The sequence below is a fragment of the Bacillus sp. XT-4 genome (assembly GCF_050864245.1).
Classification (GTDB): domain Bacteria; phylum Bacillota; class Bacilli; order Bacillales; family Bacillaceae; genus Bacillus; species Bacillus altitudinis.
The window spans coordinates 126210-145298 of the sequence record NZ_JBPAFI010000004.1 but is presented as its reverse complement, the minus strand read 5'-3'; the positions used below and the strand labels follow the sequence as shown (position 1 = coordinate 145298).

Sequence of the window (19089 nt, the reverse complement as noted above, 5' to 3'; positions counted from 1 at the left end):
ACAAACAATCAAACTTCTTTTCTGTGATTTCAGGGAGTTTCCATTAAAAAAACCAGAGGCACAGAGGCCTCTGGTTTTTATTTTGCTTTCGGTGTCACCATTTCTTCTGGTTTCACAAACTCTTCAAACTGCTCTTCTGTTAATAGCTCTAATTGAAGTGCAGCTTCTTTTAACGTTAAACCTTCTTTGTGCGCAAGCTTCGCAATTTTCGCTGCATTTTCATATCCGATGTGCGGGTTCAGTGCCGTCACAAGCATCAATGAATTATTCAGGTTTTTCTCGATTGTTTCTAGGTTTGGTTCAATTCCAACGGCACACTTGTCATGGAATGAGTTCATGCCGTCAGCAAGCAATTCAACTGACTGCAAGAAGTTATAGATGATGACCGGTTTAAATACGTTCAGCTCGAAGTTTCCTTGGCTTGCGGCAAAACCGATCGTTGCATCATTCCCCATGATTTGTGCGGCAACCATTGTTAAAGCTTCACTTTGAGTTGGGTTGACTTTTCCTGGCATAATGGAGCTGCCTGGCTCATTTTCAGGAATGATCAATTCACCAATTCCGCAGCGAGGACCACTTGCAAGCCATCTCACATCATTGGCAATTTTCATTAAGTCAGCTGCAAGAGCTTTAAGCGCACCGTGTGCATATGTGATTTCATCATGGCTTGTGAGCGCATGGAATTTGTTTGGTGAAGAATTGAACGTTTGACCTGTTAACTGGCTGATTTCTTCTGCCACGTATTTGCCAAACTCAGGATGTGCGTTAATTCCTGTCCCAACAGCTGTTCCGCCAATCGCAAGTTCTCTCATTTTTTCAGTAGATTCTAAAATCATTTCTTTTGAACGATCAAGCATGTACACCCAGCCGCTAATCTCTTGGCCCACTGTAAGAGGTGTTGCATCTTGCAAATGCGTACGGCCAATTTTCACGATCTCTTGGTATGCTTTTGCTTTCTCATCAAGCGTCGCTCTTAACTGGTCAATCGCAGGCAATAGCTTTTTGTACACAGCTAAAACAGCTGCCACGTGCATAGCCGTTGGGAATGTATCATTTGAACTTTGGCTACGGTTCACATCATCATTCGGGTGAATGCTGAATTCACTATTTTTATCTTTCAAGTAAGCAGTTGCTCTATTTGCAACGACTTCGTTCATGTTCATGTTACTTTGTGTTCCACTTCCTGTTTGCCATACAACAAGCGGGAAATGCTCGTCATACTTTCCACTGATGATGTCATCACAAACAGCAGCAATCGCTTCAGATTTTTCACTTTCTAAGTTGCCTAGACGTTCGTTCGCAATCGCTGTGCTACGTTTCAAAATTGCAAACGCATTCACAACTTCCTTTGGCATTTTCTCAGAACCGATTTTGAAATTTTCTTTGCTTCGTTGTGTTTGTGCACCCCAGAACTTGTCCTGTGGCACCTTGATTTCGCCCATTGTATCTTTTTCGATTCTAAATTCTGTCATTATGTATCCCTCCATAGCTTCATCACTCAACTCTATTCTATACAAAAAACGAAAATCCTTTAAGCGTTTTCAATTAAAATTTTATCTTTATTTTAATTTTAGTTCAATATAAACACGAACATCTTTGGAATATTTGTATTTCGGATTTGTTTTTCCGTAATCTTTTGACGTATAAGTCACCTCATAATGCTTGTCAAACGACTGTAGAATACGGTCGATCTCCTCTTTTGTTCCTGCTAAACGAATTTGCGCCATCTTCTCTTTCCTCCAACACCGTGATTCTTTCATATACCACAAAATAATGTAACACAGAATATTGTTTTTTCAAGCAGGTAATGCTAAGAAAAAGAAATTGAGGCGGGTGATCCTTTTGAATCAAACTCCATTGAAAGAGCACTTATACGATAATCTCTCTGTCATTCTCCCTCAGTTAAAGGACATGGATGATTTGATCCATGAGAAAAAAACATTGCCTCATGGACAGGTTGTTTATTATTTATACATTAAAGAAATGAACGAAGCGATGCAGATTCAAACCTTCTTAAAACTGCTATTGCAAGATCATGCCTCTCTGACAAAAGAGAAGCTAGAATCCAATTTATCGATGATGACTACCCGTACGGTGAAAACCTCTGAAGAACTAGTAGATGCTATTTTCCAAGGACATTGTGTCGTACTGATTAATGGATTTCAGCATGCTTATATTTTAGAAACACACGGAACGAAGAAACGTAATTTAGGAGATGCTACATCTGAAACCATCGTAAGAGGACCAAAAATTGGTTTCATTGAAGATATCAACACGAACTTAGCTCTCGTCAGACAGCGTTTGAAAAACCCTGATCTCAAAACAGTAGATATGAAAATCGGCGAAAAGAAATACACCCAAGTATCGATCATGTACATTGATGGTATCGTTGAGCCCTCTGTTTTAAAAGAGGTAAAAAAGCGTCTCAAACAAGTCACCATAGATGATATTCAAGACTCAGGCGTTCTTGAGGAGCTGATTGAAGACAATGTGTATTCTCCTTTTCCGCAAATTCAAAACACAGAACGGCCTGATAAAGTGGCATCTGCTTTAAACAATGGACGCGTCGCCATCTTTGTTGATCATTCGCCTTTTATCTTAATTGTGCCTGCTTCTCTCGCGACGATTATGCAATCACCTGATGATTATTATGAAAGATGGATCGCTGCCTCTCTGATTCGTTTGCTGCGTTTTACGTCCATCTTTCTCACATTGTTTTTATCAGCCATTTATATTGCCCTTGTGTCCTTCCATCAAGGTCTTTTGCCCACAACTTTAGCTATTTCCATCTCAAGCACACGAGAGAATGTCCCCTTTCCTCCTATTGTGGAAGCACTCATCATGGAAATGACCATTGAGCTGCTGCGGGAAGCCGGGTTAAGACTGCCTAATCCACTTGGACAAACAATCGGACTTGTGGGCGGTGTTGTCATTGGGCAGGCAGCCGTACAAGCCCATATCGTCAGCTCCATTATGGTCATTATTGTCAGCGTCATTGCACTTGCATCCTTTACCTTTCCTCAATATGGAATGGGGATATCATTTCGTGTCCTTCGCTTTGTGTCCATGTTTGCTGCAGCTGCATTCGGTTTATATGGACTTGTCCTGTTTATGCTCGTCTTACTCACTCATTTGACAAGACAAAAAAGCTTTGGCACCCCATATTTTTCACCAGATTTTGTGTTCAGCTATAAAAATGAGGACAATTCCATCATCAGATTGCCTTTGAAAAATCAAAAGAAAGGGGAACAACATGGTCAATCATAAAGAGTCGATCACAAGCTATCAGGCAAGTGCCATTATCGCCAATACCACACTAGGCGCAAGTATGATGATTCTGCCAAGATCAATGGCTCAAGCGGCGCCTACACCTGACGGCTGGATTGCACTCTTACTCATGAGTGTGATATACATTGTGTTCATTTTTGTCAATGTGCTCATGATGAAAAAGGTCTCCTTTTCTTCCTACTATGACTATACAAAAGAAGGACTTGGAAAATGGATTGGCTCACTTGCCAACCTGTTGATTATTATTTACTTTCTCGGCGTTGCCAGCTATGAAGTACGAGCTATGTCTGAGATGGTGAAATTCTTTCTACTTCAAAACACACCTGTAGCCGTGACGATGATTAGCTTTATTTTGGTTGGTTTTTACCTTGTGATTGGGGGGATTGGTGATTTTGCCCGGCTGTGCCCTTTTTTTCTGATTGTCACACTCATCATCTTATTTGTAGCCTACGGACTTAGTGTACAAGAGTTTAAGCTCGATAACCTACGGCCAGTTTTAGGAGAGGGCATTTCCCCTGTTTTCAATTCCTTGAATGCTTCGGCCATTTCGTTTGTCGGCATTGAAATGATGCTTTTCATGCCTGCCTATATGAATACGCAAAAACACACTTTTGCATATGGCTCCATCGGCTTTTTGATTCCTGCGATCATCTATATTTTCACCTATATTCTTGTGGTTGGTGCGCTCACGGTGAAAGAAACGGCGACTCTGACGTGGCCGACCATTGCCTTATTTCAATCATTTGATATTCAGGGGATTTTTATTGAACGGATTGAATCCTTTTTGCTGATTGTTTGGCTTGTCCAGCTTTATACGAGCTTTGTAGGATATACGTTTTTTGCTACGATAGGAGTCATCAAATTGACTAAATTCCCTAAAAAAATCGCGCTCGCCTTGATGGGCATTGTGATCTTCTTTGCCGCTCTTTTCCCAAAAGATGTTGATACGGTCCGAGACTATTTAACCTACGTAAACAACTTGTTCTTTCTTCTATTTGGTATACTCCCGTTTCTTTTATTTATCATCGTATTTTTCAAAAGGAGGCGGAAAACAGCATGAAAAAGAAAGCGGTTCTTGCGCTCTTCTCACTGATTCTATTATGCGGGTGCTGGGATAGTACAAATATCGAGGAGCTCAACATGGCAATTGGATTTGCTGTAGATAAAGGAGATGACGGACATAAATTGAAGCTGTCTATGCAGGTGCTCGTTCCGCAAAAAATTGAGCAAGAATCAAGCGTGAAAGATCCGACGAAGATTATTGAGACAAGCGGTGATTCCATACACCAAATTTTTCGTACGACGGCCCTAAAAACACACCGCATTTTTGCTCAGCAGCTGAGGGTTTATTTGTTTTCTCAAGACCTTATCAATGAAAATAATTTCGATTTGGTCATCAATCAATTCATTCGGGACAATGAAACACGAAGAGGAAGCCTTGTCTTTATGGCCTCTGAGAAGCCTGGAGATATGCTGAAAATCAATGACGACGGCCAGCCTGCCGCTTCCACCTTATACGATATTTCTTCGAATACAAAAACGACCATTCGTATGTTCAAGCCCGTTTCCTTAGGAGATATTTCTTCTGCTATGCAAAACAACGTATCCTTTGCCATTCCGAAAGTCAGTGTCAGTCAGGGCAAATTAATGCTGGATGGTGCCTCGATTATTCAGAACAAACGATTTCTCACCAACATCTCTCCTTTAGCGGTGCAGTCCTACAACCTGCTGACTGGAGATGCAACAGGCGGAGTGATTGAATTCCAATATGAACATAGCATTTATTCTTTTGAGATCTTTAAAATCAAACACAACATTGACACCCATAAAACAGCCAGTGGCAAATATGAATTTGATGTGTCAGTGGAGCTTGATGGAAGATTGTCTGAGGATTGGAATGAACGGGAAAATTCATTTAATGAAAAATACCTCCAAGAAATTGAGAAAGTCGTGGCACATCGACTTGAGGAAAATGTAAAAGATTTTATCGGGGAATTACAGCATGAGATCAAAGCAGATATTTGTGGATTTTATCAAAAAGCGAGTATTGCCTATCCGAAGGAATTCCGAAAAGAAGCAAAACATTGGGATGACATTTTTAGTGAATCGGATATTCGTTACAAGGTAAATGTGAAAATCCGTGACTTCGGGACTAAGGGCGCAACACAATCCTAATAGAGTATGTTAAAATGGTAAGAAAAAAAGGGTGTCAATCATGAAACGAGCTTTACTTTCGGCCGGCATTCTATTTTTGATTCTAGGAATACTTCTGTTAGTCGTGGTATTCATGCAATCAAAAGAAGATTTCTTCATTGAAGCCGACAGCTTTTCAAGCACATTTTTGATCGTGATTTATTATGGACAAACCCCTGCGCTCCTTCTGATTGGAGGCGGTTTATTTGTTGGACTTTCACAGATCATTGATTTGCAAGAGAAAAAAGCGGCAGTGGCAAAGGAAAGCGTCAAGCTGCTTTCCGAGATGAAGAAAACCCTGGAAGACAAATCGGCCGAGGAGCAGGAGGCTTTTCCAGTTCCTGAGCTCCATCAACTATCCGAACGTCCAATCACAGGACAGAAGGACTAATTTTGCGCATGTTCCAGCAGCTTTCATTTGAAAGCTGTTTTTTTATTGAATCAGCTTATGGCGATGTGCATACACGGCTGCTTGTGTGCGGTCTTCTACATCAAGCTTGGAAAGAATGTTGGTAATATGCGTCTTGACTGTTTTGATGGTAATAAACAATTCCTCAGCAATGACCTTATTCGATTTCCCATCTGCAATCAGCTTTAATATTTCCATTTCTCTTGCGGTTAACGAATCGTGCAGAATGGACCCATTTGATGAATGGCGGAGTTTGTTCATGACCTTTCCAGCTACTTTTGATTCAAGCCTTGGTTCGCCGATACTCGCAGACCTGATGGCATCAGCAATTTCTCCTGCTTTCGATGTTTTTAAAAGATAGCTTAAAGCGCCAGCCTCAATAACTGGATACACTTTATCATCATCAATAAAGCTCGTCAGTACAATAATCCGGGCATCCTCTATTTCCTGACAAATTCTTTTCGTTGCTTCGATGCCATCCATGCCTTCCATGACAAGGTCCATTAAAATCACGTCTGGCCTTAATTCAACCGCTAGTTCTACACCTTTTTGTCCATCTGACGCTTCACCGATGACTTCAATATCCGCCTGTGCCTCTAAAAAAGCAGCAAGACCCATTCTCACCATTTCGTGATCGTCAATTAAAAGCACTCGAATCATCGAACGTTCTCTCCTTTTCCTTCATCAAAAATGGGAACCTTCACATCAATTTGTGTGCCTTTTCCCTCAAATGACATAATCTCTGCGACACCGCCTACTTCACTTGTTCTTTCTCGTATCGATTCAAGTCCGTAGGAAGCAGTCTTCACATGATCTGTTTGAAAACCAATCCCGTTATCAATTATTTTCAGCTGAACTTGACGGTTTCGAATGAGCAGACGCACTGTCACCTTTGTCGCCTTTGCATGCCTAAACACATTGGAAAGGGCTTCTTGCACAATTCGGAACAGATGGTCCTCCACCCCTTTAGACAGCGGAGCATCATCTTCTATTTCCCAATCAATATCAATTGGCTGCTTTGCCTGAAATTCATTGAGCAGCTCAATCAAGCCTTTTTTCAAGTCTTTTCCTTCAAGGGTGATCGGTCTTAAATGCAGAAGGAGTGCACGCATCTCATTTTGTGCATCGCCAGCCATTCGTTCCACAAGTCGCATTTGCTTTAAAATCTTTTCATCCTTTTCCTTCATCCCTTCAAGAATCGCAGACGTCATCATCGAAATGGCGAATAGCTGCTGGCTGACTGCATCATGCAGCTCACGCGCTAGACGCTGACGCTCTTCAGAGACAACCGATTTTTTCATTTGAACCTGCCATTCAGCTCGCTCATTTGAGAGCTTTTGTAAGGAGGCTACTTGCCCTTCCACTCGTTTCGCCATTTCATTTAATTGATCTGCCGCCAAACCAATTTCATCATCACCTAGAGAAGGCAGTCTATAGGCAAAATTCCCATTTTCAAACTTCAAAATCGACTCTACAAGCTGATCCAGCCGCTTTTTATGCTGATAGCCAAACACATGCCCCGCTGATACACCAATGGCGAGACTAATAATGAGTAAAATACAAAAAAACGGGATGCCGAACCACCGCGTAGACAGCAAAATCATGGGATCAAGCTGGTAATAAAAAAACATCGGGAATGTCGTCATGATGACAACACCAAGCGAGATACCGACTGCCAGACGAACAGATTGCCACTGGATGCCTAAATGCAGTTTCCTCATAAGTACCTCACATCCACATCCCCAATCAATAGAGAGATGGAGATTTTCACTTTTCGCTTGCTCTCATCATAATCATTTGTCATGACATACACTTTACTGCCGAACCCGCTTCTTTTTTCATCAATGATTTTCATATCACCGATCGCAGCCGAAGCACTCACACATACTTCAATATCCTGAGGTACATAAATATCGACATCTCCAATGAGTCCACTAATGACGATCGTGCTCTCTTCCTCAGCAATGATCGCCTTTGATAAATCGATTTTGACATCGCCAATAAAACCTGAAATGGTCAAATCGCTTAATTGAAATGGTTTTTTCATCAGCCTGACTTCACCGATAAAGAAATCATGTTCTTTGCGCGGCTTTGCCTGGCTTTTTGTTTTCTTCTGATCGCCCTCTTTTTCAAGATTGACTTTCAGTGAAGGCTTTCCATCGTCTGATGATTCCTTTTTATCGACATCAAAAACAGGTTTGTTTTTCAATAAACGATAGCCCGCATAGATCAAAAAGGCAGCAAATAAATACCCAGTCAAACTAAACGTGATATTTAGTAGAAACTTCAAGAAGAGAAAGCCTGCAAAAATATAGGAAACCGAACCGAGCCAACGTTTAGATCGAGAGTGCAGCCAATAACCAAATAGAGCAAAAAACACTGGCCAAAATAGGTCTGCCCCAATCCCAATAATTTTGAGAAAAAGATTAATACCAAAAATCACCACAATGATGCCTAAAATTTGATTTCTAGAAAAACGCAGTTGACTCGCCTCCTTCCTTTTTTCGTTTGTTTACCGCAATTTTAAGTTTCCGCTTGTCATCTCAATATCGACTAAGTGTGTCCCTTTCCCATGCGTGCCTGTAAAACCTCGGCCTTCACTATCCGCTTGGTCAAAATCATACGAATGATCAATACTTCCACTCGTTTTTTTCACTTGAACTTTGAAATCTCCCTCATCTGGCAAGTTCAATTTCGCACTGCCTGATGTCATGTGAAAGTCGACTGGTGAATCAATTGTATCAAAGCTTGCTGTCAGCCTGCCGCTTGTCATGCCTAATTGCAGCTTTCCTTTTACATCTTGAATATCAGCACGACCAGAAGTGGCACCAATATCACTTTCCTTCGCATCAATATGAGACACTGAGAGTCTGCCAGAAGTCGCCTTGATTTCCACTCGATTTGCTGAGAAGTTCTCAGCTGTGAGGTTTCCGCTCGTTGATTTGAGCGTCACATCTTGAAGAGACAGCTTTCCTTCGCCATTTACTTCGCTCACGCCGATTCCACCTGTTATTTTCACATCTTTATGATAATCTGTTGGAATTTTGACTAAGAGTTCTCCTTTTTCAAATGCAGAGAAAAACAAAAATCCTTTATTTTCAGCACGGACTTTGAATGTTCCGCCTGTTTGTTCCGCATACATTTTCCCTTTTCCATTCACAACCATCACAGAAATATCCGAACGATCTTCCGGCTTCACCTTGATGCGAAATCCAGAAAGAGAGATATCTAATTGTTCAACCTCATCCTTTTTCGCTGAAGCTGTTGTGACCGCTTTATCACGAGAAAAGCTCAAATGAAAGAGATCTCCATTTTTGAAAAGCATCCCAATCATCAAAAAAACACCAACAAGTATACAAATTAGACCAATGAACCGTTTCATTTATATCATCCCTTTATCCTTTGACCTTTTTATTATAAGGAAAAGCGAAACAGAAAGAAATCAAATAACGGAAGAAAAATCCTGTTTTTCTTCCGATTTGACACATTTCCATTAGTTTGCCGGCTGTTTCTCAGGCTGCTTTGATCGTTGAAGCTTTTGCCATTCCTTTTCAACCTCATCAGCGTAATCAAGATGAGCATAAGCACCCTGATCGGCAAATTGTGCATAACTACCCGCTTTTGTCTCCATTTCCTCTATACGATTCTCCATGCGTAGAAATTCTTTATAAGCACTTTCACTATCAACCTTATTCATAGATTCATTCATATGCTGCTTTGCCTGTGCAGCATTGGCTCTTGCAATCAGCGCTTGCTTCTTGTCTTTAACATCACGCAGCTTTGTTTCTAGATGCTGCAACTGTTCTTTCAGCTCTTTCAACTGTTTAACAGATTGCTGGTAGGCTTCTTGATATTCGTTGTGCTTTTCTTCAAAATACTTCATTTCAGTCAGTGCTTTCCGTGCAAGTTCTTCTTCTCCTGCATGAAACGCCAGCTCCGCCTGTTTCTTTCGCTTATCAGCAAATGCTTCTGTTTCTTCTGCTTTTCTCAAGAAACCTTGCTGAATGGTTTGCTGTTTAATGATCGCATGTTTCGCTTTGGCAATATCGTCCTCCATATCACGAACATATTGATTCAGCATGACACGCGGATTCTCCAATTTATCTAAACCTTCATTGACTGTTGCAACAAACATATCACGTACTCTTCTTAATACCATTTCATATTCCTCCCTTTATTTTTTCTTTAAAAAGTCTTCCCATTCTTGATCAAATGACGTGTGCATCGGTTCTTCCATGTTCGGTACCGTGTTTGGCTCCATATAGGATGATCTGCCTGATGATTCCTTTGCAGATTCACCATTGATCATCTTCCAGCCAAAGTAGAGAAGTACTCCAGCAAATGCGATTCCGAGTAAAAATGGCAGCGACTGCACGACGAGCAATACACCGATAATAGAGAGAATGACCCCTGTTGTTTTACTGCCTTTATCATATTTTTTGACACCTACATAAATGAGCCACGCCCCAATCAAAGTCGGGATCAGCCCGCCCAATGAACCACCAAAGAAGATGGATAAACCGATAAACATCAGGATTGAACCGATGATGGTTTTACTTGTGATTTTCATCTTCATGCCTCCTTTCTTGCTCCTTGCTTTCACTATAGTCAAAAAAGGAAGCTGGCAAAACGTGTCGTAGATTGATCTTTGATTGCGACCAGAGTCGTAACATGGCTCAGACTGAGCGGTTGAATCTATAGAAAAAGCACTCTTCGACTAGAAGAGTGCTTTTCCTCATTTAGAACGAAACACGTCTGCACTTCGTTCATATTCAACATCCGCTTCACCAAGCCGATGATTTACAATACGGGCGACAGCAAATAAATAGTCGGATAGACGGTTCACATATGTGAGCGTAACTGCTGGAATCTCCTCCTGCTTTGCGAGTGTCACAATATGCCGCTCGGCTCTCCTGACGACTGTTCGCGCTACATGTAAGAGGGCAGCACCTTCCTGGCCGCCAGGTAAAATAAATTTAGTCAGCGGTGCGGCTTCTTCTACATACACGTCCATTCGCTTTTCAAGGACTGTGACAGACTCTTCTTTTAACTTGCCTTCTTTCGGTGGTTTCACCGCTGCCAAATCACCGCCGCAGTCAAACAGCTCATGCTGAATGACCATTAGCTCAGATAGAATATCTTGAAACAATTCGCCATGCTGCCTTAAGTTTGCATGGGCTAGTCCAATCAAACTATTCGCCTCATCTAATGTACCGTACGCTTCTACTCTTGCGTCATCTTTATCAGCTCGCCCGCCAATCAAGCCTGTTTGACCTTGATCTCCAGTTTTTGTATAAAGTTTCATTGAGGTTCCCCCTTATCCATTGCTTGTTCCTTTTAGTATACCCTGAAGTGGAAAAGATGTATTTGTTTTATTATGAAACACTTTTATTCAAAATCTCTTCATTTCTACTTTATATGTTGAATGATGAAACATCACATTTTATAATAAATGAAAGCGCTTTTTAATTATGACTGATGGGTGGGATGATAGATGACTTTACAAAACAAAGTAGCAATCATTACAGGTGCAAGCAGAGGGATTGGCCGCGCCATTGCTGAGGCATTTGTCTCTGAAGGAGCTAAAGTGGTGCTGAACGGAACGAATGAAGTGCTATTGCAAGACGTTTGCTCCTCTCTGAATAAAGAAGAGACACGCGCTGTTTCTGTCACTGGTGATGCTAGTTTACCAGCGACAGCTGCCTCCCTCGTTGAGAAGGCAAAAAACCATTTCGGACAGATTGATATATTGGTCAACAATGCTGGGATCAATTTGCGGAAATCAACAGTCGATACATCTGTTGATGAATGGAAAAGACTAATTGATATTAATTTGACGGGTACGTTTCTCATGTGTCAAGCAGTCATTCCTGACATGATCAAACAGCAAGGCGGGAAGATTGTCAACATGAGTTCAACTACTGGCAAAACCCCTCATCACAATGCATCACCCGCTTACGGCGTTTCAAAGGCAGGTATCAATTACTTAACGATGCATCTTGCCAAAGAATTAGCAGCACATCACATTCATGTAAATGCTGTCTGTCCTGGGCCAATTGAGACAGACATGAGCAAACAGTGGAGTGATGAATACCGTAGATCTGTTTTAGAAAGAATTCCTCTGAAAACAATTGGAACACCGCAGCAAGTCGCAAACGCCGTCACCTTTTTAGCCTCTGATCAGTCAGATTTCATCACAGGGGAAACCATCAATATGAATGGCGGAACGTATATGAACTAAAGAAAGAGCCTCCATTGGAAGGCTCTTTCACTTTTACTATCGGTTCTCTCTCGTACCAGAAAGCATGATTGCCTGCCGAATGGCTTCTTCCATACTCGCAGAATCAGCCTTTCCTGTTCCTGCAATATCAAATGCTGTCCCATGATCGACACTTGTACGGATTATAGGCAATCCAACTGTAATATTAACGCCTGATTCTAAGCCAAGCACCTTGATTGGTCCATGCCCTTGATCATGATACATCGCCACAACGATATCAAAGTCGCCTCTTGTCGCCCTAAAGAACAGTGTATCAGCTGGTAGCGGGCCAAATACTTGAACCCCTTCATCCTGTGCTCGTTCTACCGCTGGAATGATCTTCTCCTCTTCTTCTCCGTTTCCAAACAGACCATTCTCCCCGGCATGCGGATTAATCCCGCACACAGCAATTCTAGGTGCAGGGATACCAGATCGAACGAGGGTATCATGAGCCAGTTTAATCGTTGTGTATACACGCTCAGGATTGATTTTTAAGATGGCATCCATTAATCCGATATGTGTCGTCACATGCACCACTTTTAAATTAGGAGCTGCCAGCATCATGGCATAATCGTCCGTACCTGTCAGGTCAGCTAATATTTCTGTATGCCCTGGATACATATGACCAGCCTTATGAAGTGCTTCCTTGTTTAACGGTGCTGTACAAATGCCGTCAATTCTACGGTCATTCGCAAGTGTAATGGCTTTTTCAAGATATCGAAAAGCGGCATTCCCTGCTTCTTTTGAAATCTCTCCTACTGGAATATCACTTGTTAATAGATGAAGATCAAGACAAGGAACGGCACCAGCTTTTACTTGTTCCGCCTCCTCCGGTTCTTTAATACTGACAATCTCCACATGTGTATTCACAAAATCTTTCGCCCTATTTAATATATGGGTGTCTCCAATGACAAATAGAACGGCTTCTTCATGTAAACGGCTTTGCTGGAAGGCTTTTAAAATAATTTCAGGACCAACCCCAGAAGCATCTCCCATCGTTACAGCAATGATTGGTTTTGCCATTCGTCTACCCCCTCTATGTTTTTCAACACTTCAACCGCATGGAGCACAGAATCTTTTTGACCATATGCCCCTGCTTTTGTGACCGCATATACACTCGTATCAACGAGCCGCCCAAGCGGGATGCCGGGTTCAATTTCTTTCAACAGCTGAATCCCGCCTGCTCCAAGCTCATGGCATATCGCACGCGCCGTATCTCCACCAGTTAAAAAAAGGCGTTTCATCCCTGTTAATTCAACAATGTCTTTTGTGATCTTACCAAGACAGACAGATAAGGTACTTCCTACTTCTTGTCTTGTCATGCCATTCGCTTCACCGTATGCCAACATCTGTTCAACCATTTCTGGCCTTGCGTCTGTATAAAGGAGAATATCTTCATCCTGACGCATGAGCAGCTGATCCATGACTGATTTCCTTTCCCATGCTTCACGGCCGTTTAATACATTCAACGGGTTCACTTTCACATCGAGACATTTGTGCTTTTCTCTTAAAAAAGCAAACTGCTCATTTGTTTTTTGAGAAGCACTTCCTGAAACGATGAGAACAGATTCATGCTTTTTTGCATGAGAAAGATTGCGGTGTTTCGCGACATAGGATGATAATGCGCCAGCGAGTCCGGCTGACCCGACCCAAAGCACTCTTTGATTGATCTTCATAAACAAATCAACGATCTGTGTTAAATCATTGTTCGTTTCTGCATCACACACAAACCATTGATGACCATGTTTTAATAAAGATGAAACGTCATGACTCGTTTCGTTTAGCTCTGAATAGACCGCTTGCTTCGAAAGATGTTTTGGCTTGATGTTTGTCTGCTCGTCAATTAAGTCTGAAATACTGGATGTCAGGACAGGCGTTTTTGGGTCCTTCGCTGCTTCTGATAGATGAACAGGCACACCCTCCACATAATGAATCCCATAGGCCGTAGATCTATTCGCATCGGGGTAAGCGGGGGCAATGACTGCCGCATCAAACCGGCCAAGATCCATTAGTGCCTGAAGCTCTATTCCTATATTTCCTCTTAACGTTGAATCTATTTTTTTAAAGAAAAGGTGCGAATCCCCTTGTAGAAACGGCTGGACCACTTGACTGACCTCATTATACGCTCTTTCAGAAGACATACTTCGTGAGTCTGTATCGACAATCAGTACATCTTCCTCCTTGTACCGGCTCATATCCTCAAATGACGGCTGGAACAGCACAGAGGCTTTTAAACCGGCCTTCACAAATTGAACACCTGTATCACTTGCGCCTGTTAAATCATCAGCCACAATGATCACCTTTTGCTCTAAGTTCGCTCCTTTTTTTAATAGATCGTTTGTCATTTAGACACCTCGGTCTCATTGCATATTATTCCTTTAGCTTTCTCCACAGCGTCGTGCGGTTAATATTGAGCCGCTTTGCTGCTTTTGATTGATTCATATTTTCTTCTTCCAGCACCGTCCGAATGATTCGTCTTTCAATTTCGTCAAGCGTGCCATGTAAATAGCTGGACAGCTGTTTTTCTTCATTCTCAGAAGCCAGTTGCTCAATTGCCGGCTTTGCTTTACTCAATGTGATATATCCACTTTTTGTTGTCAGCACCAGTTCCTCCATAATTCGCTTGAACTGCCGGACATTTTCTCTAAATCGCTCGTTTTGAAAGGCGGCAATCACTTCTGCTGACAGCCCAACAACCTGCGTCCCATAAAGAGAATTTAATTCAGCTATAAATAACCGGCTCATATCCTCAATATCTTCTGCCCGTTCAGATAACGGCGGGACATGAATGACGAGCTCCTGCAAACACGTATATAGGTCTTCATGAAACGCCCCAGATTGCATCAATTTGAACAAATCAACTGTAGATGCAGCCATCCAGCGAATGTTCTGCTGATGATGAATAAGCTGCTCGGCCATGAGGGGCTGCATAGCCATTGGGACACGATCAATATCTTTCAAAAAGATCGTCCCTTTTTGATGCACCGGAATTATGTTTACATCATCTAATTCAGTCAAACGGCTGCAATGCACCGTCATAAAGCTCTCATTTTTCCTCTCGCTCATTTGGTGAATAGCAAAAGCAAGGCTTGATTTACCAGTTCCTTGTTCACCATAGAGACAAATCGATCGATCTGTTTGGCTGAACGCCTTTGCCCTTTTAATCACATCTTTCATATTTGAACTCTGCTCAGTAAAAAGAGCAAATGGATGTGCTGAATGAACAGGTGCAGCCAGCGTCCATATAGACTGCCCCTCCCTATTAATCACAGCAGAAGGCTTCTCAATCGTCAAAAGTAGCTCACCTTTAGATAATAAGCTTCCTTTGACATGCCACACTTGCTGCTGAAAGGAGATTTGAGAATATCCATTTTGTTTTCCTTCTCGAACTGCTTTTACTGCTGGTTCAAGCGCCGGGCACCAATCCATCACATCAACATGAGACGTAAACGGTGCAAATAACCCTTTTTCTGTCCATTCTTTCATTTGCTGATTGATAAAATAAAGCTGATTGTGCTGATCAATGATCAGCATCCCTTTTGACTCTTGGTCAATCATTTCACGAAAGAGGCGCTGCTCAGCTGTCGCCTCTTTATATAAACGGTACATTTGTTTTGCTTGATGAAACGCTTCTTTGACAGATTCACGTCCTGAGGTAATGAGCATGCTTTGCATCCCCAACTCCTTGGCCGCTTTATCTGTAACCACATCACCCAGTACAACCTGTGTCCCTTGCTCCTGTAACTGCTGTAAAAGATCCCACACTTCTTCCTCTTGCTGTATTGTATAAATATCAATTTTGATCCCGTATAACTCTCCGATGGTGCGTACACCTTGTGTAATATTTTCAAATCCAACTACTGCTTTTTTCCCTTGGTAATCTTTAATCAGCGTCAGGGCACGAAGCAAGTCGTAGCCTGACACAGGGATATCCACCACTGGAATGTTGACGTGTTTTTGAATAAGCGCAGCTGTCCCCCCGCGGCTCATAATAATATCCATTCCTTGAGCCTCGGCCTGTTCTGCCAGTGCAACACCAGACCTAAGATCTCCGACTTCAAGCTGGAATGTGATGCTTTTTTCGTCTTTGGCAAGGTCGATTAATACATCGCCTAATCCTTTATACGGCGCAATACCTAATACTTTTATATTCATGAAAAGGACCCCCATTTTTTATCTCTTCATCGTGAGACATACGTTGAGGGAGTCCAAATGTTAGCAAATTGAGACAACCCTCCAAACATCAATTATAAATGAAGAAAATGAGGGTTACAATTCACGGAAACACTGATCCCTTGCGGTTAAGACGTGTGATGAGTCCATTCTTCTTTCACACACACATACTTGATGGCCTGCCGGTAAAAAGTAAACGCAATGTGCAGACTACCATCTTTTCCTTCTGTGATGGATGGATAGGAATACTCTCGATTCAATTTGTCCTTTGAGTTGTTTGTCATGGCATATCCATCGCCAATTTCAAGGTTACGTCTGACGGGCCATGTCGCACCGTCATCCGTCGAGATGGCAAGTGTCATTGGCGCACGCGGTGTTCCCCAAAAGGCTGGACGCGCCTCTGTATCAACAGCCGTTCGTGTATCGCCTTCATCCTCAATTTCATCATACAAGGACGCTCTTCTTTCTGTTTGATCATCCGCGTTGATATGGTTATAAACGAGGGCAAGATGACCATTATGGAGCACCGTAAATTGAATGGATGAGTTATTGTTTGGCAGCTCTGTTGCTCTTGGCTCAGACCATGTCCGTCCATGATCCACTGAACGGCTCATATAAATCGAATCAGCAAACCGGCTTCTAAAGAGGGCAAGCAGGGAACCATCCGCACATTTTCCGATATTCATATGAACACAGCCAGTACTGTTGGGCACAGTGACCTCTTCCCAGGTCTTCCCTTGATCTGAGGAAATCTTCACAGCACTGACATCACGGTTTCCTGTCCATTTTACGCCAGGAATCGTTTTACAATAGAACACCGGAAGGAGCCAATCATCATTATCCAATACAACAATAGGCTGTCGTATAAACGTCCCCGGCTGATCAAATAAAGTACCAATCTCTCCCCAAGTCTCTCCTCTATCCTCCGATAAACGATATCTCACAAGAGCTGTATCTTGATTGCCAGAAAGTTGTGCTGTATAAAGCAGCCACAGCCTGCCATCTTTCTCTTGAAAAAGAACTGGATTTTGTTCAGATCGTGTAGAATCATCAGACAGCTTCACAGTTTTCGTCCATTGATTACTTCCTTGCTTGAGCCTTGACATATAGATAGAGATATCAGGAATTCCTTCTTGCGTACCGCCAAACCATACACACAGCAAATCTCCATTATCCAGTTCGATGAGATTAGCCGCATGGTTTTGCACGCAATCTGTTGGTAAAAAGGCTTCTTTTCTAGCTGCGTCTTGTTCATTTTGTCGCAATTTTCCATCTATTTTGATCATGATGTCTTCATTTGTCATCATAATTCTCCTTTCAGTGATTGATCCTTTTTAGCTGGCGGGCTGATCCATCGATCCATCACCAGAACTAGGAAAGGAATGATAATGGCCACATACATATTATCGATTCCAAATGGATTATCGAGTAAATACCACACCGTCGTGGCGATGCCTGAAGCGGCAAGACCAATGGTTGCTCCTCTATTTGAATTAAAGTATGGCAAGTAAAAGCCCATTGCTGCTACAACTGCAATCGATGTTCGAAGTGCTCGTGTAAAAAAGGAAAGTGACAGCAACTCTGGTGCAAGTGCGACCCCCACAAGCGGCACAATCCCAACCATGACAGCTACATACCGAGTCACCTTCATACGCTGCTCTGGTGATGGTTTCTTTTTCGGTACATAAAAGTCATCAATAATCAACGTGGTTGTAGCAAGTGCAACCGTCGAGACACCAACAAAAATGGATGCGACAAGCGATGTTGCCACAATAGCGCTCAAAATCGGATTCATATGCTGTAAAAAGACAGGGAAAGCATAAATAGGGTCAATGTCTGGATACAAATAACGGGCTGCGACACCGATGATCCCGATCGCAATGGCAAGCGGCAAACAAAGGAGTGCTGCATACAGGGTCGATTTTTTCGCTTCTCGCTCACTTTTCGACGAGGTGATCGCTTGAATGATAAACTGCGTCGCAAAAATGGCCCCCATGTTTCCTATAAACCAAGCTCCAATCGTTCCCCAACCGATGGTCCCATCCCATGTAAAGAAATGGTCGGGTAATGTTTGTTTCATTGGCTCAAAGCCTTTTGTTAAATAAAGGGCTACCCCTAGTGTAATCAAAATCCCCGCATACTTCACAATTGAATGAAGGATCGTGACCCATGCAACCCCCTTCATTCCTCCGAAAGTAAAATAAAATGTACTCACAACCGCCGTGATGATGGCACAGGTCATTAAAGGAAGACCAAGAATGGATGCAATGGCAGCTGAACCACTTAAATAGTTTCCTAGATTCACCAAGAGCAGGGCTGCAATCATAATGACAGAGACAACAAGCTTTGTTGATTTCCCAAATTTTTGATCAATAATACCTGAAATCGTGTATTGTCCTGTTCGATAAAACTTTCCCACTAAGAAAAAGGAAAAAATAAAAAAGGCAATAGCAACTGTGATAACAGACCATGAAGCGGAAAGCCCGTGTGTAAAAGCAGATTCAGCTGTTCCGACAGTTGACTTCGTCCCAATGAATTCACTCATTAACAAAATACCGACCACAATAGCTGGAAGTGACTTAGCGGCATTGTTAAATTCTGAGTTAGACTTACTACGGAAACGCATCGTCAGCCAGGTCGTAAACAGAATATAGAGAATAATGACGATTAAAATAAATGTGATGACAGAACTACTTAAGACATTCACTTAAAATCCCCCTTTGTGTGCAAGCCGTATGAAGCAACTTCTCATGTCCCATCCCAGTGA

The 19089-nt window shown here is 42.2% G+C and carries 19 protein-coding genes; 5 read left to right on the top strand and 14 right to left on the bottom strand.

Annotated elements, in window-relative coordinates; genetic code table 11:
* Positions 1-77: 77 nt before the first annotated feature.
* Complete coding sequence (gene fumC, locus ACRRMM_RS12820; RefSeq protein ID WP_428828600.1) at positions 78-1472, bottom strand: class II fumarate hydratase; 1395 nt, start codon at positions 1470-1472, stop codon at positions 78-80.
* A gap of 87 nt (positions 1473-1559) precedes the next feature.
* On the bottom strand, positions 1560-1727 hold the full coding sequence (locus tag ACRRMM_RS12815) for a YvzF family protein (protein WP_003213147.1): 168 nt from the start codon (positions 1725-1727) through the stop codon (positions 1560-1562).
* 115 nt (positions 1728-1842) lie between these two features.
* Here ACRRMM_RS12815 and ACRRMM_RS12810 point away from each other — a divergent pair, with 115 nt between their 5' ends.
* From ACRRMM_RS12810 to ACRRMM_RS12795, 4 genes are read left to right on the top strand one after another with little or no spacing between them, the layout of a single operon-like run.
* A complete protein-coding gene (locus ACRRMM_RS12810) occupies positions 1843-3267 on the top strand; it encodes a spore germination protein (RefSeq protein ID WP_098680605.1) in 1425 nt (474 codons plus the stop codon).
* Entirely contained in the window at positions 3254-4348 is a 1095-nt protein-coding gene (locus tag ACRRMM_RS12805) for a GerAB/ArcD/ProY family transporter (RefSeq protein ID WP_008347081.1), read from the top strand. The genes ACRRMM_RS12810 and ACRRMM_RS12805 overlap by 14 nt, the downstream gene beginning before the upstream one ends.
* Positions 4345-5463 (top strand): Ger(x)C family spore germination protein, encoded by a 1119-nt coding sequence (locus ACRRMM_RS12800; RefSeq protein WP_008347083.1) that lies wholly within the window; start codon positions 4345-4347, stop codon positions 5461-5463. Before ACRRMM_RS12805 ends, ACRRMM_RS12800 begins: the two co-directional genes overlap by 4 nt.
* A 40-nt stretch (positions 5464-5503) precedes the next feature.
* Positions 5504-5872 (top strand): hypothetical protein, encoded by a 369-nt coding sequence (locus tag ACRRMM_RS12795; protein ID WP_007500307.1) that lies wholly within the window; start codon positions 5504-5506, stop codon positions 5870-5872.
* A gap of 42 nt (positions 5873-5914) precedes the next feature.
* On the opposite strand, the gene ACRRMM_RS12790 is transcribed toward ACRRMM_RS12795, so the two are convergent.
* From ACRRMM_RS12790 to ACRRMM_RS12760, 7 genes are all read right to left on the bottom strand, one after another.
* Positions 5915-6550, bottom strand: coding sequence for a response regulator (locus tag ACRRMM_RS12790; RefSeq protein ID WP_041115722.1), 636 nt, complete (start codon positions 6548-6550; stop codon positions 5915-5917).
* Positions 6547-7611: a two-component system sensor histidine kinase LiaS gene (liaS, locus tag ACRRMM_RS12785; RefSeq protein WP_008347087.1), complete on the bottom strand. Its 1065-nt coding sequence runs from the start codon at positions 7609-7611 to the stop codon at positions 6547-6549. The genes ACRRMM_RS12790 and liaS overlap by 4 nt, the downstream gene beginning before the upstream one ends.
* Positions 7608-8372: a cell wall-active antibiotics response protein LiaF gene (liaF, locus tag ACRRMM_RS12780; protein WP_034646654.1), complete on the bottom strand. Its 765-nt coding sequence runs from the start codon at positions 8370-8372 to the stop codon at positions 7608-7610. The genes liaS and liaF overlap by 4 nt, the downstream gene beginning before the upstream one ends.
* Before the next feature lie 30 nt (positions 8373-8402).
* Positions 8403-9272, bottom strand: a complete 870-nt coding sequence (gene liaG / locus ACRRMM_RS12775; protein ID WP_019744036.1) for a LiaG family protein — start codon at positions 9270-9272, stop codon at positions 8403-8405.
* Between the two features lie 111 nt (positions 9273-9383).
* Positions 9384-10049, bottom strand: coding sequence for a stress responsive protein LiaH (gene liaH / locus ACRRMM_RS12770; RefSeq protein WP_203085416.1), 666 nt, complete (start codon positions 10047-10049; stop codon positions 9384-9386).
* A gap of 15 nt (positions 10050-10064) precedes the next feature.
* Positions 10065-10460 (bottom strand): hypothetical protein, encoded by a 396-nt coding sequence (locus tag ACRRMM_RS12765; protein WP_428828601.1) that lies wholly within the window; start codon positions 10458-10460, stop codon positions 10065-10067.
* A gap of 165 nt (positions 10461-10625) precedes the next feature.
* Positions 10626-11195 (bottom strand): cob(I)yrinic acid a,c-diamide adenosyltransferase, encoded by a 570-nt coding sequence (locus ACRRMM_RS12760; protein WP_007500294.1) that lies wholly within the window; start codon positions 11193-11195, stop codon positions 10626-10628.
* A gap of 189 nt (positions 11196-11384) precedes the next feature.
* Between ACRRMM_RS12760 and ACRRMM_RS12755 the strand changes: the two genes are divergently transcribed.
* On the top strand, positions 11385-12131 hold the full coding sequence (locus ACRRMM_RS12755; protein WP_025207954.1) for an SDR family NAD(P)-dependent oxidoreductase: 747 nt from the start codon (positions 11385-11387) through the stop codon (positions 12129-12131).
* A 36-nt stretch (positions 12132-12167) separates the two neighbouring features.
* Here ACRRMM_RS12755 and pdxA read toward each other — a convergent pair whose 3' ends face one another.
* The 5 genes from pdxA to ACRRMM_RS12730 form a co-directional block, all read right to left on the bottom strand.
* Positions 12168-13172 (bottom strand): 4-hydroxythreonine-4-phosphate dehydrogenase PdxA, encoded by a 1005-nt coding sequence (pdxA, locus tag ACRRMM_RS12750; protein WP_035389369.1) that lies wholly within the window; start codon positions 13170-13172, stop codon positions 12168-12170.
* Positions 13148-14494 (bottom strand): four-carbon acid sugar kinase family protein, encoded by a 1347-nt coding sequence (locus ACRRMM_RS12745; protein ID WP_116306190.1) that lies wholly within the window; start codon positions 14492-14494, stop codon positions 13148-13150. The genes pdxA and ACRRMM_RS12745 overlap by 25 nt, the downstream gene beginning before the upstream one ends.
* 25 nt (positions 14495-14519) lie before the next feature.
* Entirely contained in the window at positions 14520-16304 is a 1785-nt protein-coding gene (locus tag ACRRMM_RS12740; protein ID WP_428828602.1) for a PrpR N-terminal domain-containing protein, read from the bottom strand.
* A gap of 146 nt (positions 16305-16450) precedes the next feature.
* Entirely contained in the window at positions 16451-17626 is a 1176-nt protein-coding gene (locus ACRRMM_RS12735; RefSeq protein WP_035389375.1) for a sialidase family protein, read from the bottom strand.
* A complete protein-coding gene (locus ACRRMM_RS12730; RefSeq protein ID WP_025207958.1) occupies positions 17626-19029 on the bottom strand; it encodes a sodium:solute symporter family protein in 1404 nt (467 codons plus the stop codon). The genes ACRRMM_RS12735 and ACRRMM_RS12730 overlap by 1 nt, the downstream gene beginning before the upstream one ends.
* Between the last annotated feature and the right edge of the window lie 60 nt (positions 19030-19089).

What these genes read in the sequence shown, in the direction of transcription:
- liaH (WP_203085416.1), bottom strand. Translation starts at nt 10,049, where the DNA reads ATGGTATTAAGAAGAGTACGTGATATGTTTGTTGCAACAGTCAATGAA.
- ACRRMM_RS12745 (WP_116306190.1), bottom strand. Translation starts at nt 14,494, where the DNA reads ATGACAAACGATCTATTAAAAAAAGGAGCGAACTTAGAGCAAAAGGTG.
- ACRRMM_RS12800 (WP_008347083.1), top strand. Translation starts at nt 4,345, where the DNA reads ATGAAAAAGAAAGCGGTTCTTGCGCTCTTCTCACTGATTCTATTATGC.
- ACRRMM_RS12735 (WP_035389375.1), bottom strand. Translation starts at nt 17,626, where the DNA reads ATGACAAATGAAGACATCATGATCAAAATAGATGGAAAATTGCGACAA.
- ACRRMM_RS12805 (WP_008347081.1), top strand. Translation starts at nt 3,254, where the DNA reads ATGGTCAATCATAAAGAGTCGATCACAAGCTATCAGGCAAGTGCCATT.
- ACRRMM_RS12790 (WP_041115722.1), bottom strand. Translation starts at nt 6,550, where the DNA reads ATGATTCGAGTGCTTTTAATTGACGATCACGAAATGGTGAGAATGGGT.
- ACRRMM_RS12740 (WP_428828602.1), bottom strand. Translation starts at nt 16,304, where the DNA reads ATGAATATAAAAGTATTAGGTATTGCGCCGTATAAAGGATTAGGCGAT.
- ACRRMM_RS12765 (WP_428828601.1), bottom strand. Translation starts at nt 10,460, where the DNA reads ATGAAAATCACAAGTAAAACCATCATCGGTTCAATCCTGATGTTTATC.
- liaG (WP_019744036.1), bottom strand. Translation starts at nt 9,272, where the DNA reads ATGAAACGGTTCATTGGTCTAATTTGTATACTTGTTGGTGTTTTTTTG.
- ACRRMM_RS12755 (WP_025207954.1), top strand. Translation starts at nt 11,385, where the DNA reads ATGACTTTACAAAACAAAGTAGCAATCATTACAGGTGCAAGCAGAGGG.
- fumC (WP_428828600.1), bottom strand. Translation starts at nt 1,472, where the DNA reads ATGACAGAATTTAGAATCGAAAAAGATACAATGGGCGAAATCAAGGTG.
- pdxA (WP_035389369.1), bottom strand. Translation starts at nt 13,172, where the DNA reads ATGGCAAAACCAATCATTGCTGTAACGATGGGAGATGCTTCTGGGGTT.
- ACRRMM_RS12815 (WP_003213147.1), bottom strand. Translation starts at nt 1,727, where the DNA reads ATGGCGCAAATTCGTTTAGCAGGAACAAAAGAGGAGATCGACCGTATT.
- ACRRMM_RS12795 (WP_007500307.1), top strand. Translation starts at nt 5,504, where the DNA reads ATGAAACGAGCTTTACTTTCGGCCGGCATTCTATTTTTGATTCTAGGA.
- liaS (WP_008347087.1), bottom strand. Translation starts at nt 7,611, where the DNA reads ATGAGGAAACTGCATTTAGGCATCCAGTGGCAATCTGTTCGTCTGGCA.
- ACRRMM_RS12760 (WP_007500294.1), bottom strand. Translation starts at nt 11,195, where the DNA reads ATGAAACTTTATACAAAAACTGGAGATCAAGGTCAAACAGGCTTGATT.